This is a genomic window from Orrella marina (genome assembly GCF_003058465.1).
GTDB lineage: Bacteria > Pseudomonadota > Gammaproteobacteria > Burkholderiales > Burkholderiaceae_B > Algicoccus > Algicoccus marinus.
In genome coordinates this window covers 3,780,889-3,794,760 of sequence record NZ_CP028901.1, presented here as the reverse complement: position 1 = coordinate 3,794,760, position 13,872 = coordinate 3,780,889, and the positions used below count along the sequence as shown (strand labels likewise).

General features: G+C 57.0%; 10 protein-coding genes. 6 read left to right on the top strand and 4 right to left on the bottom strand.

Annotation, left to right across the window (positions count from 1 at the left end; all coding sequences use genetic code 11):
• Positions 1-56: 56 nt before the first annotated feature.
• Positions 57-2,915: an autotransporter domain-containing protein gene (locus DBV39_RS17300; protein WP_159079019.1), complete on the bottom strand. Its 2,859-nt coding sequence runs from the start codon at positions 2,913-2,915 to the stop codon at positions 57-59.
• A 296-nt stretch (positions 2,916-3,211) separates the two neighbouring features.
• Here DBV39_RS17300 and DBV39_RS17295 point away from each other — a divergent pair, with 296 nt between their 5' ends.
• On the top strand, positions 3,212-3,421 hold the full coding sequence (locus DBV39_RS17295; RefSeq protein WP_108622610.1) for a hypothetical protein: 210 nt from the start codon (positions 3,212-3,214) through the stop codon (positions 3,419-3,421).
• A gap of 87 nt (positions 3,422-3,508) precedes the next feature.
• A complete protein-coding gene (locus tag DBV39_RS17290; protein ID WP_108622609.1) occupies positions 3,509-5,563 on the top strand; it encodes an alkaline phosphatase D family protein in 2,055 nt (684 codons plus the stop codon).
• 83 nt (positions 5,564-5,646) lie between these two features.
• Here the strand turns inward: DBV39_RS17290 and DBV39_RS17285 are convergent, their stop codons facing one another.
• On the bottom strand, positions 5,647-6,267 hold the full coding sequence (locus DBV39_RS17285) for a hypothetical protein (protein WP_108622608.1): 621 nt from the start codon (positions 6,265-6,267) through the stop codon (positions 5,647-5,649).
• A gap of 185 nt (positions 6,268-6,452) precedes the next feature.
• Between DBV39_RS17285 and DBV39_RS17280 the strand changes: the two genes are divergently transcribed.
• From DBV39_RS17280 to DBV39_RS17265, 4 genes are read left to right on the top strand one after another with little or no spacing between them, the layout of a single operon-like run.
• Positions 6,453-7,418: a Bug family tripartite tricarboxylate transporter substrate binding protein gene (locus DBV39_RS17280; protein ID WP_159079018.1), complete on the top strand. Its 966-nt coding sequence runs from the start codon at positions 6,453-6,455 to the stop codon at positions 7,416-7,418.
• A gap of 46 nt (positions 7,419-7,464) precedes the next feature.
• On the top strand, positions 7,465-8,466 hold the full coding sequence (locus DBV39_RS17275) for a 2-hydroxyacid dehydrogenase (protein ID WP_108622606.1): 1,002 nt from the start codon (positions 7,465-7,467) through the stop codon (positions 8,464-8,466).
• A gap of 21 nt (positions 8,467-8,487) precedes the next feature.
• A complete protein-coding gene (locus DBV39_RS17270) occupies positions 8,488-10,098 on the top strand; it encodes a thiamine pyrophosphate-binding protein (protein ID WP_159079017.1) in 1,611 nt (536 codons plus the stop codon).
• A gap of 12 nt (positions 10,099-10,110) precedes the next feature.
• The gene (locus DBV39_RS17265) at positions 10,111-10,953 is read left to right on the top strand and encodes a TauD/TfdA dioxygenase family protein (protein WP_108622604.1); all 843 of its coding nucleotides are present in this window, start codon (positions 10,111-10,113) and stop codon (positions 10,951-10,953) included.
• A gap of 97 nt (positions 10,954-11,050) precedes the next feature.
• On the opposite strand, the gene DBV39_RS17260 is transcribed toward DBV39_RS17265, so the two are convergent.
• Positions 11,051-12,190, bottom strand: a complete 1,140-nt coding sequence (locus DBV39_RS17260; protein ID WP_108622603.1) for an Ldh family oxidoreductase — start codon at positions 12,188-12,190, stop codon at positions 11,051-11,053.
• A 201-nt stretch (positions 12,191-12,391) separates the two neighbouring features.
• Positions 12,392-13,804 (bottom strand): autotransporter outer membrane beta-barrel domain-containing protein, encoded by a 1,413-nt coding sequence (locus tag DBV39_RS17255; protein ID WP_159079016.1) that lies wholly within the window; start codon positions 13,802-13,804, stop codon positions 12,392-12,394.
• Between the last annotated feature and the right edge of the window lie 68 nt (positions 13,805-13,872).

The window sequence follows — 13,872 nt, the reverse complement described above, 5'->3', positions numbered from 1 at the left end:
AAACTTCCGGGCGGTCGAACACAAGTCTCTCAAAGGCATTGCGTAACAAAGACTGCTCAGAATTTCCACTGCATTTGCGCCTGCAATGACTGACTGGATGTGCCGGCACCAAACGAGCCGGAATAAACCAGCATGACCTTCGTGGACTGGTTGACCGTTGCGCCGATACCGAACTCAAGCGCGAGCGCATCACGCGCCATGGGTGCCGAGCGAATGGTAAACGCATCACCACCCTCTTGAAACCCAAGCGTTGAAGTGGTCGTCAAATCGCCCCACCCCCGTTGCCAGCCAATCATGGCACTGGTGCTCCAGGTCGCACCGCTTGCCTGAAAGTCAGACTGCAGACGCACACCCAGCGTACTGAATCCGCTCGCATTCTGACTGGCGTCACCCTTGAGTCCGGCAAAACTCGCAGTCTCGTTAAACGAGCTCATTCGCAACCAGGTCTGGCTCACATTCCAGAAAGGCTGAACGGTGTGATTCGCGGAAAAGCTGAACGGCAGACCGATGTCGGCAAACACCTGCGTGGCATCACCCGACAGGGACGAAGACGCACCACTGCCTGCGGGTGTGCCGTAACCAGCAGAAATAGTGCGGTTGACATCAACCTCGTACCAGGACTGTGTCACTCCTGCGCTGAGTCTGGCTCGGCCCAGATCTGCTGCGCCATAGACACCGAGCTGATACGCATTGGTGCGGGCTTTGCTTGCAGACGCTTCAGCAGAGGTCTGATTCCAGCCAAGCACGCCACCGAGCCGCAAAGCCGGCGAGAGCGCATGTTCAAGGCCAACCAGCATCCCTGCTCCGTTGGCACTGACGGATGTGGCATTCTGGTTGCCAGCAAGGCGCTCACTATTGCCGTAAACGTCAAGCCAGGCAATCGTGTCGGAATTGACACGCCCGATTCCACTTTGACGGCTCATCTGCGGATTTGCCAGAAAGCTGTCCTGAATGCGATTATTCAATGCGCGTGACAAGGCCAGATTGTTTGCCAGCAAAATCGCCTGGTTACTGGCATATATCTCCCCGGAGAACGCCTGAAACGCTGCAGGCAAGCCGGCCGCACTGGTGACACTGACCAACGAGTCAAAGGGTTGCGCGCCAGGCCCCTGGCTGTCAATCGCTTGGGCAACCGATGCCTGGTTACCCGTCTGGGCGTACGACGCCATCTGCACCCCGTTGCGCGCGACTTGATAACTCAGCACCCGATTGTTGCTTGCCGACAGCCCCACCCGCTGTCCTAGAAACAGGTAGTCCGGCCCGTTGACAGTGTAGTTGCCCGTTAGCGTATCGCTGACTGACAACACGTCATACTCACGCAGGAGTTCGAGATCGGCCAGAGGCTGGACCTTTAAAATAGCGCCCGGTTCGATCACGGCCGCACCGGTCACCCGGATTGCATCCGATTCACCAGTTCCGTTGACCTCATAACGATACGTCGATCCGGCGGTCTGCAAAAAGTCCCCGTCCACCGTCAAGATGCCGATAGAGTTACCAGGGGAGACAGTGCCTCGCACCAGGGTGTCGCCAACCGTACCGGATCCGGCCAGAGTTCCCTGTGCAAGCACTTCGAGATCAGACAGCACAATCGAGCCATTAACAGCCAGTGTGCCTGACACAACCGTGGTATCACCCGTGTAATTGTTGTTGCCTGCCAGCGACAACACGCCGGCACCGCGCTTTCTCAGCCCGCCTGGGCCTGAAATGTCGTTGGACCAGACAGAGTGATAGCCCCTGGTATCCACGTCAAACGTTGCCGCAAAGATGGGATTCGAACCAAACTCGACAGGACCACGGACTGCGCGTCCCAGATTCAACAGACCGTGACCATAGACATCGGAGTCACCGAGATCCGTGGCGGAAGTCAGAAGCACTTCGATAATCTGGCGCGCAGTCATATACGGAAACGCCTGCCGGAGCACCGCAGCAGAACCCGCAACGAGCGGCGACGCCATGGACGTTCCGGATTTGAAACCATATGTACTCATCGGAACCGACGACAGCAAGTTAACGCCCGGTGCCCCCATGCACCATGCTGCGGCCGCACCGCAGCGATTGCTGAAACTGGCAATCTGGTTGTTCTGGTCAAGTGCCACAACTGTGATCAGAGCGCCCTGAAACTCGCTCGCATCCGCATTGGCCAGGTCTGGATCCGTGAGCGGTATAAACTCCCAGGAGGACGGGTCGGCCCGGTCGCTCTCGTCCGTGATCACCCGGTACAAGGCACCCGCTCGCGTATTGTCCGGGGTGATCAGTGGAAACATGCCATATCCCGCCGGAATCTGCGAGGCGATGGGCTGGACTTCACTTTCGTTGCCCGCAGCAAACACCATCACGATATCGGCTTTGGCCAACTTGTTGATGCTTTCATAGTAGGCATCAAGCTGATCCGGACTCAACGCCAGAAAATCGATCACCTGGTAATTCGGGTTGTAGCTCCCGTCCTGAAAGAACATCGGCGGGGCCGGTGGTGGACCGAAACTGCCATTCATGACCGACACGCCAGCGTCTACAAGCTCTTGCGCCCAGTCCTGCGGAAAGGGGTAGCCCGCCGCGGGCACCGCAATCACACCAGACAGACGGGTATCAAACGCCACCCCCATCATGCCGACATCATTGCGCGCAGCAGCGGCCAGACCCATCACGTGAGTCCCGTGCGAAGGCACCTCGTAACCAGGCACCGGAAACGCAGGGATGGGACTGGGCCATTGAACCCGGTTCGCGAACTCGGGATGCATGAACTGAAACGGTTCATCTGCAATGCCGAGCGTGACACCCTTGCCGGTGTAGCCCATGGCATATGCATCCTGGGCGCGTATGACACCCAGACCCCAGTTGGCCCGAAATTCCGGGGTCACAAATGAAGACGGTGAGGATATGTTAGCTGTAGCCAGCGAGGAGGGCTGTGCCTGCACTGCGGTACTGCACAGCACGCCAAAGGCAGACCACAAGACCGCAATGGCAGGCAGGAGAACCCTACTGGCACGCGGTGTCCGACAAGAATGCGCCAAAGATCTCACCGGCTGCAGGGATTGTGAGGTGATTCGCCGGGCGGGGATCGAAGTTATCGTCATCGCAATCTCTTTCGTCGACGGATTCGCGCGCGCGCTTTCTGCCTTGAATACATGTGCCATACGATTGATCACCCTTGCTGCGCCTTGACTTTTCAAGCGCCGAATGTACCGCAGTAACGAAATGAAAGTAACCACAAATGAGTGACTCGTATGCCGTCAAGCCCGAACATGTCGATCAACTTGTCGTTGCGACGCCCACTAATCAACCTGTCGATCCGAACAGTGATCGAATGAACCGGCAGCCTTCAGCCAGCCCATTCAAGATGGGTGCGCCTGCTCTATGTACACTGATCGCGTATGCCTGGCTTCAAACAGAGGTGATACATGCCATCGGCATGAAAGCATGAGAAGACATTTCAATTAGTTGTATCCTAAACAATCCGCATGTTAGCCCAGCCCGCCCAGGCAGGACTAACGCCTGCAGATGAGCATCCATGAGTAGAAGCGAGCAAAACAACATTCCAACCATACTGGCTGGCCCTGTCCTGAGGCGGTGCACAAACAGCCAGCTCGCGATCTGGCTGGCAACCAGCAAGCCGCTGGCGCTACGGATTCAGTTGTCACCCGGTCAGACCGACAATCGCACGTATACGCTCAGCCCGGATGACCCGGGCTATCGCATTCTGTGCGCCGGCAAGCACCTGTACTATGCGATGATCAACCTCTCGATTGAAGAGCCATTGCCATCAGATACCTGGATTGAATACTCGGTGTCAGTTCGACCTGTACAACCCACTGAAGCACTCGAGCCTGGATCTGATGGGTCGGCCAATGTACGGCATCACACATGGCAGGAGCTTACCGAACTACTTCCCCATCTGTGCTACACGGGAAGATCAAATCCGGGATTGCTGCTGCCTTCCCGGATACGCAGTCTGCTACACGGCTCGTGTCGCAAGCCTCATCATCCAACAGGCGACGGGCTTTGTGAGGCTGATCGATTGCTCGGGTCGCTGGTGACAGAAGGCGTTTTGACATCCCCACTCGACACAGAAGAAGCACCAGCAGCCGCCGAATCCGGATCGAACCCCTCCTGGCCATCGGTACTCATGATGACCGGCGACCAGATTTACGCCGACGATGTCGCAGGTCCCATGCTGCATGCCATTCATCAAGTCATTAGTTTGCTCGAACTGCCCGATGAGCCTATTCCTGGCGGCGAGGACATCCGGGTAGACAGTGCACAATCGCTTTACCACCACCCCGCGTGCTTTTATCACCGGGAGCGACTCCTGCCCAGCCAGAAACGCCATTACGCGCTGATCGAGGTCCTGTTCGGGGGGGTGGAAAAGCCCGTTTTCACGACTGACAGCGCTCACAACCATCTGATCACGCTCGGTGAGGTACTGGCAATGTATCTGCTGGTCTGGTCGCCGACTTTGTGGCAGTACGTAGACCTCACACCGCCAGAAGGTCTTGATGATGAGTCGCTTGCGCTCTACGAGACAGAACGCAAAGCCATTGAGAACTTCATTGATGGCCTGAGCTCTGTGCAGCGGGTCTTAGCCCACCTTCCAACGGCCATGATCTTCGACGATCACGATATCACCGATGACTGGAACCTGAGCCGGGAATGGGAAGAGGTCGCCTATGGGCATCCTTTCTCCAGACGAGTCATCGGCAACGCAGTCGTGGGCTATCTGCTCAATCAGGCATGGGGGAACCACCCTGAAGCATTTGATGACAGTCTGCTCAATCGACTCAAACTTGCTCTTCACAAACCTGGTCATGACGAACACGACGGTCTGATTGAGCAACTTTTCCGGTTTGACCATTGGCACTACACGTGGAAGACACAGCCACCGCTCGTCGTGATTGACACACGTACACATCGCTGGCGTTCAGAATCTGCTGCCCGCCAACCCTCCGGACTGATGGACTGGGAGGCACTCACGGACCTGCAACAGACGATCAAAGGTCATCCTGCCGTGCTACTTGTTTCACCCGCTCCCATCTTTGGCGTCAAGCTGATTGAAACCATCCAGCGCGTATTCTCCTGGTGCGGCAAACCACTTATGGTCGACGCAGAAAACTGGATGGCTCACCCGGGTGCCGCACACGCCATTCTGAACATCTTTCGGCACCCCAAGACACCACAACACTTTGTGGTGCTATCGGGCGATGTTCACTACTCGTTTGTCTATGACGTCGAGTTGCGAGGCCGAATCCGGGGCCCCGATATCTGGCAGATCTGCAGTAGCGGCCTGCGCAACGAGTTTCCGGCCGCGCTACTGGACAAGCTCGACCGGGCCAACCGCTGGTTGTACTCACCGCGTTCGCCGCTGAACTGGTTTACACGCAGACGTCACATGCGCGTCATTCCCCGCAAACCTGAAGGGACGCCACATGGGCGCCGGCTACTGAACGCTACCGGCATTGGTCTGGTAGAGATCGACGAACAAGGTGTGCCGTGGCGCATCAGGCAATTGAGTGGATCAGGGCAGATCGTGGAATTCACACGCAGGGAAGATGAGTCTCGCTGGCATTGACGGGTTGCACACAGGACGGCGGGTTCGTTGTGAGCTCTTCATCTATCAAAGACCACTTGTTAACCCAGTCTTGCACCTGTTGATTATTCCCTGTTACCTTCCGCCTGAAGTTCAGGCACTGCCTTGTTCAACGTTGCAATCAGCTCTTCTGGCAAAACATGTGCGCGCTTGCGCCACGGCCAGTGACTTCGAACCAGCGCACTGCCAAAGAGAATCAGCAAAGAGAATGGCACCGCCGCGGCAGCCAGCTTGCTCGCAGGCACTCCGGTCACAACTGCTGCGGTGAGCAAGCCTGCACCGAGGGCCACTGCAACCACGCCCAGACCAAACAGGATACGTTGAGCTTTGCCAGTCTGCCCAAGTACCACCCGCATTTCTGGCCTGACTGACACGACCGCTCGCAACGTCGCGATGAGTGCGGCGTAAAACTGCAGCTCGTCCGTACTGGAACGCGAACCTGTGCGACCTGTGTTGATGGAAATCGAGCGTTTTGTGTTTGATCCTTGCAGATCGAGCCGAACCATCTGGCTGTCGCCTACGCGTCCCTGAAAGAACGCCATGGAACGGATATCGGTCAGGTCAAGCGACCATGATCCCTCTACCGCCACGCTATCTGGACCCACCACCACGGTGAGTCGGGAGCCGACTGGAGCAGCTCGGTAGACAAACCTCCGTTCAGGCATCGCATGTGCAGACTCAGGCATCACTGTGTATCTCCTGCGAAGGATCTGGCTTGACTCACCCAGAATTTCATGATGTTCACCTGATGTCCAGAAATCACGTCACAGTGATTCCCCTAATGTCGCTACCCTCGCGCGGGACTATTGTTGTGATCTGCCGGTGTAACCAGCGCCGACGCATCAAAAAACAATATCCGGAGACAAATACAATGAAACCATTGCACCGTGTTGCGACACTGCTGCTTGCGTCGCTGGCGTTTGGCGCCTCATCGTCCCATGCCGAATCATTTCCGAGCCGCCCGGTAACGCTAATCGTGCCATTTGCGACCGGCGGATCCAATGACATTGTGGCTCGCCTGCTCGCCAAAGAACTCGGCACCATCTGGAAGCAACCCGTCATCGTGGACAACCGGCCGGGTGCTGGAGCGGCCATTGGTTCAGCTTACGCGGCCAAACAGGAACCGGATGGATACACCCTGCTGATCGCGTCGGTCACCTTCACCATGGCGCCGGCTGTTCGGGACATGCCGTTCGACCCGGTCAATGACTTCTCGCGCATCGGTCTGATTGGTGAAATTCCTCTCGCCCTCGGCGCCAAGCCAACCGTAACTGCCAGTACGCCCCAGGAGTACTTCGAATATCTCAAGGCCCTCCCTAACGGCACATACGGCGCAACCGGTGTGGGCAGTATCCAGCACTTCGCCGGCGAGCTCCTGAATATGAAAATAGGCTCGAGTATCCTGGCTGCCCAGTACAAGGGAGGCGGACCGGCCATGAATGATGTCATGGGAGGTCACATCGAATTCTCCATCGGCAGTCTCAACCAGATGCTGCCTCAGTTCAAGGCCGGCAACATCAAAGGCATCGCCGTCACCAGCACAGAACGTTCTCCCGCAGCACCCGAACTGCCCACGTTGAAAGAGTCCGGGCTCGATGACTACGATCTGACACAGTGGTGGGGAGTACTCGGCCCGAAAGGCATGAGCAAGGAGCGCATTGCCCAGATCAATGACGCCATTCGTCAGGCAGTCACGACCATTGACATGTCCCAGGCGCTCGAGCGCGACGGTGGGCGCGTACGCCCCATGACACCTGAAGAGTTCGACAAGTTCATGGATACAAACTTTGAGCAATGGAAGGCGCTTGCCGTACAGACTGGAATGAAGAAAAAGTGACTGCGGATCAGCCTTCAGAAATCTGGACAGCACACAGGAGAAATGGATGACACAGCATCACGTTGCAGTGATTGACGATTTCAAGCAAAGGTCCATCCAGACCATCATCGATACCATCCCGAAAGACTGGACATTGAGTGTGACACCATCCGGATCGGAAAGTGACGTGAGCGCCACCATCAAGCAGGCTGATGTCATCTTTCTGATGGGCAAGGGAGTCACTGCCGAGATGGTCAATGCCGCCCCCAGGTTGCGCTTCATTCAGAAGCTCGGCGCCGGGGTCGACAACATCGACGTGCGCGCCTGCAGTGAGAGATGCGTTACCGTTGCCAGACTTGCAGGCGGTAATGCCGTGCCGGTCGCAGAGCACACATTATTGATGACTCTGGCCACTTTGCGACGCCTCGCCCAGCTCGATCGAAATACCCGTAACGGACTCTGGGTCCGCGAGCAGGCACGCACGGTCAGTCGTCAGCTGTCGGGCAAAACGGTGGGCATTATTGGGTTTGGTGCAATCGGGCGCGCCTACGCGAGGCTGCTCAGGGGATTTGAAGTCAAGGTGAAGTACTTTGACATTGTCAGGGCACCAGCTGACCTCTGCGAGGCAGTCAATGCCAGTTATGCCGAAGTCGATGAAGTACTCGCCACATCAGATGTCATCTCCGTGCACACTCCGCTCACGGAACTGACACGCCATATGTTTGGCCAGCGTGAATTCGCGCTGATGAAACCCGAAGCTGTCTTCATCAACTGCGCTCGAGGCGGAATCGTCGATGAGGATGCCTTGATCGAGGCACTTTCCTCGGGCGCCATCCATGGCGCAGGCATCGATGTGTTTGGTCAGGAGCCACCCGACTTGTCGATCCGGTTTTTTGAGCTCGATAACTGCGTCGTCACCCCGCACACCGCCGGTGGAACCGTCGACAATTTTGAGCATGTCGTCAGACGGGCCGTGGACAACGTGCATCGCCTGGACCGAGGCGAACCGCTGCCGGAAGCGGACCTGGTCAAACCCAAACAACCCGTACTCGCGGACAACAAGGCTTAAGAAGCAGCATTGGAGAAACAGGTGACAACTACTGTAGAGTTTATGGCCGAGTCCTTCAAGGCACTCGGTACCCCTTTTATTGTTGGGCACCCCGGTGGTGAGTCCGTCGAGTTGATGGACGCAGCCAGAGTCCGGGACATGCGATTCATTCTTGTCAAACAGGAGGTCGCAGGCGCGATGCTGGCCAGTACCTGGGGAGAAATTACGGGATCTCCGGGAGTATGTCTTTCTACTCGAGGCCCTGGTGCGGCCAACATGGTCAACGGCATTGCCCATGCGTTTCTCGATCGCGCACCTTTGATTGCCCTGACAGATCGATATTCGGCGGGGGCCCAGGAGGTTGGACTGCGACAACGCATCGACCAGAAAGCGATGATCACGCCCCTGGTCAAGTGGAGCACCACGCTGGAATCCAGCGTGGTCGGACAACAGGTCAAGCGCGCCGCACGTACAGCCATGGCGCACGCACCAGGGCCGGTGCACATCGACATTCCACAAAGTGAAACCACGAAGCCTGCGGGTCCGGGCAGTGACCCCGCCGACCTCGTCATAGAACGGCCTACGCTGACTCCGGACAAGAAGAGCCTGTCGCCATTGCTCACGCGTATTGACAAAGCCAGTCGCCCGGTGCTGCTGGTGGGGCTCGGCGTATTCTGGGACAAGGCGAGCGTCGAACTGATCAGGCTCGCCGAGCATCTGGGTTCGCCTGTTCTCACGACGTCCAAGACCAAAGGCGCGATTCCCGAAGACCACGCGCTACGCGCTGGCTGCATCATTGGCGGTCTGATCGAACGCAAGCTGGTGATGCAGTCCGATCTCATCATCACCATCGGTGTCGACCCGGTTGAACTGCAACCCAAGCCCTGGCCTTACAACATTCCAACCGTGTCGATCACCAGCGTGGCATCCAATGAGGCCTTTATTCCAGCCGAAGTCGAGATGATCGGCAATCTGCAGGTTCTCATGCAGGCGATAATGGACTACTGCCCTGCCAAATCGGCATGGGGCGAGTCCGCAGCCCGGGACTTCCGTTCTGAGGTCCGGGTAGCACTCGATACGCCCTGCACTGGTCTTTCCCCTCAGAGACTGATGGAGGTTGCGCGAGCAAGCTTGCCCCGTGACACGATCGCAACCTGTGATGCCGGTGCCAGCCGTCTGCTGGTGGTTCAGAAATGGGAGTCCTATGGAGCGCGTGAGTTTCTGACGTCCAATGGTCTGGGCTCAATGGGGTTTGCCATTCCGGGCGCCCTAGCAGCCAGGCTCGCGCATCCGCAACGCCCGGTCGTGGCCTTTACCGGCGACGGTGGCGCCATGATGGCCATTGCGGAAATTCAGACAGCGGTCAAGGAGAACCTGCCCATTATCGTGATCGTGATTGATGACGAAGAGATCGGACTCATCCGGGTCAAGCAGGAGCTCAAGAAGATCCCCAGACATGGCGTGGCCATTGGCGGGATTGACTGGGAGAAACTGGCCAACGGCATGGGTGCTGATGGCACGACAGTTACCACCGAAAACGGCTTTCAGGACGCGATTGGCCATGCTCTGAAGTCTGGACGTACAACGGTGATTGGTGCAAAGATTGATCCGTCCGGCTACGTGGCACAATTCAACGCGCTGCGTGAACTGTAAGGAGCGCCAGTAATGAATCCTCCGTTTGTATGCGTTGTAACAGACGTCGACTTTCAGGTTGATCAGGGCGACGCGCTCGCACAACGCCTGAATCGTCTGCTTTCCGATCACGGCGTGGTGGTGTTCAGGAACCAGCGACTCGAACCACCTGAGTTCATCCGGGCGATTGCCCACTTTGGGGAGCTCATGCCGCAGCAAATCAAGAAGTTCACCCTGCCGGACTACCCGCTTGTGGGATACAACTCCAGCAACGATTTGCCGAGAAAGGATGGTCGACTGCAGGTCAGAGGTGAGAACTATCACACTGACCATTCGAACGAGATCGCCCCGCCCAAGGCAACTTCACTCTACGCCATACAGATTCCTTCGGTTGGTGGAGACACCCAGTTCGTGGATGTTCGGGCGGCCTACGAGGACCTGTCCGAATCAGTCAAACAGCAGATCGACGGCCTGTACTCACTCCATGTGCACCAGAGCTCGCGCAGTCCCAGAGAGCTGGCCAAGCTGACGCCTGAGCAAATGGCCCTGATTCCCCGAACCCCCCAACCGCTAGTGATTGCGCATGCCGGTTCAGGGCGTGGTGCCTTGTATCTGAACACGGCACGTATGGAAGGGATACAAGGGATTCCGGACGAGCAGGCTTACGAGCTGATCGAATATCTGTACAACCACGCCACCCATCCCCGGTATGAATACCGCCATCGATGGCAAGTCGGTGACGTGGTGATCTGGGACAACCAAGCGGTCATGCACCAGGCCAATGCCGATTACGATCCGCAAGAGTACCGGTATCTCTTGCGTCTCATGATCAAAGGTGCGCCACTCAAGGCGTACAGACTCCCGGTCACACAATAGCTGCCCGTTACAGCGTGCAAGATTGATGACAGGAAATCTGTCTGGCCGAGTTGCTGGCAATACCCTGTCCCTGCAGTAAAGGGTCGAGCGTAACCGGTCACCCGAGCAGGTATGGGACCTGCGCCTGCTCGCAAAGCTTTTTGACGTGATCAGCCAGCGCGGGTGGAAGGGGTATCCCGTTGACTCGACGGGTCGCACGACACTGCTCTTCGGGCTCCCCATGCACCAGCACCTTTTGAGCTGGATCTGCCGTCGGGGTTGCACACAGGATATCGATCACCTGGTCGAGATCTTCACGAAAATCTTCTGGATCCCTGAATACCGCCGGATCAATCACCAGAAAGAAATGCCCCAGATTATCAGGATCCTCGGGACGCTGGGTTCTGGTCCTTATCGGAGAAAACGACGATCCGGATAGTGTGCCCGCGAGAATATGGACCATCATCGCCAGGCCATAGCCTTTGTGGCTGCTCATCTCTGGCGTGCCACCAAGAGGTGCCAGACCACCCCCAAGCTCTTTGGGGCGGCGAACCAGGATATCCATGGCCTGAGTCGAGTCAGTCACCGCCTGGGCATTCTCGTCGGTCACCCAGCCAGCGGGTATGGGATCGCCTCTTAGTTCGTAAACCTTGACCTTGTTAGCTGCCACACTGCTGGTTGCCATGTCCAGTACAAACGGCGGGTTACGAGATGCCGGTGCCGCAAATGCAATCGGGTTGGTGCCCAGCACGGGAACCGTCCCCCGGGTTGGAACCGTATTGATCGAGCGGGTTGAGCTGGTACACAGCCCGATCAGTCCTTGTGATGCGGCCATGCGCACGTAATAACCGGCCGCCCCGAAATGGTGGGAGTTACGCACGCAAACCAGACCAATACCATGAACACGTGCCCGCTCGATCGCCATTTCCATGCCCATCACCGCAGCAGCATGACCCAGTCCGGCATCAGCGTCCAGCAATGCGGTCACACCGTGATCACGCACAACCCTTGGTTCGGCATGCAAGTTCAGGCGCCCGCTCAATCGCGACTTGTTGTAGTCCATGAGCATCGAAACCCCGTGCGAATCGACACCTGAAAGATCGGTGTCAACCATGACATCAGCGCTCTTGGTCGCCTGCATCTCGCTCATCCCCCACGCTCGCAGCAGGCGGTAAATCTGTTCGCGTACCGTTGCAGCACTGGGGCTGATCCATGTTGATTGCGGTGAAGTTGCTGCCTGTGACTGGCTTGCTGTCATGATTCGTATCGTCCTCGTTGTTGTCAGGGTTGCCTGATCTTAGGGGACACAGCGCGGTGTACGAAAGCTCGCCGACTGCTTTTTTATGTAAAGAATTTCGCACAGCAAGGGTCTCGCAGGCAAGCTGCTGCCTCTGCGGCAGCCAGCAGGGCATGAGAGCCATGACCACCGACCAGGTCAAATCGCTGCATGACAAAGAGGCTAGAACCGATAGACCAGATTGGCACTCAGGCTCTGGCTCCAGTACCCGTCTCCCACCTGCAGCCCATATTGCGCACGCACCTCCAGATTGTCTGACTCATACGCCTGCAAGCCGAGATTCAAATGCCCAAGCACTGTGGGTCCATCGGTACTCACCCCGTAAGTACCGACATTGGTTGCGAGGTTCCCGAGTGACATATGCGTGGTGACCTGATTGTTGGGCAAGAAGCTTGCACCGACACTGACAAACCCTTTGATTCGTCGCTTGCCGTCTACCGCCAGGTCCGTACCCAGTTCAAGCATCGGTGTGACCGCGACATTGAACTGGCTACCCGACTCAGCCTTCAACGCCAGAATCCCACCCGACTCGCTATAGCCCGACTGTGACGCATAGACAAGGTCAAGATCCACGTACGGCTTGAGATAATAGTGACCTTGATCATGGGTGTAAGCAGCGCGCAGCTTCAAGCCCGCCATGGTGATGCGCGAACGGCTCGTATAAAGACCCGAGATTGACTGCGCTGGTCCATTGCTCGGCAGACTTAGCGAGCGGTTGTTCTGCAACCAGCCTTGTGCGAACCCGAACGATGCACCAAACGTCCAGTCGTCAACCTGCTTCTGTAGCGATGCAGACATATCGAAAAACTGGCCATTGCTGCTGAAGCCATCAGAGGTCATGTAATTGTTGCCGTAACCTATTGTGACCCCAGCGGTCCACTGGTTGCCAAATGGCTTTTGAGCCCCCAGACGAATGCCGCCAGCTGTCACGTGATAGCCCGTATTGGAAGTATTTGACGACTGTTCGACAATGTTCCCCGTCAGCCTGCCCCACGAGCAACCGGTCTGCCTGAGTCGCCAGCCTTGACCGGTCATGAGCGGACAGGACAGGCTGTCAGTTAAACATGTGGCAAACGTTGTCTTGAGTTCGATGGTCTGACTGTTCAGCACCCCGCCCGCGATTCGCTGAAGCACCGATTGATAATCCGAGTAGTCACCTGCCTGGAACTGGTGCAAGTATCCAAACACAGAGGCCAGATTGGCCCCGCCCGCATCCCAGACACTCTGCAAGTAGCCGGCCTTGGCGCCTTGCTGAGAAGTGAGGTACCGGCCACCAAGCGCAAAGTCCGCGTCAACCGTCGCAGACAATGTCGCTCCTCGCACAGCATTGTTCCAGTCAAATACCAGTGTGTTGCCAATGGTTGTCGTACTCGCGAGCGATGCTGCGGAGATCAAGTCATACTTCAGCGGCAACAGCGGTGCAACATTGAGGGCAAGCGTTCCATCGACTGTGACTGAATCACGAACACGGATGATGTCATTGGGTTGCATCTGATTCTGCGCATCAATATCAAACACTATCTGAGCGTCGGATGCATTGCGTAATGCGGCCGGCAAGTCCATAACATCTGGCACGCCGACCTAGCCCACCAGCAATGTACCAAAATTGTTCAACGCACTGCCCGCGCCCATGGTGGCACCGG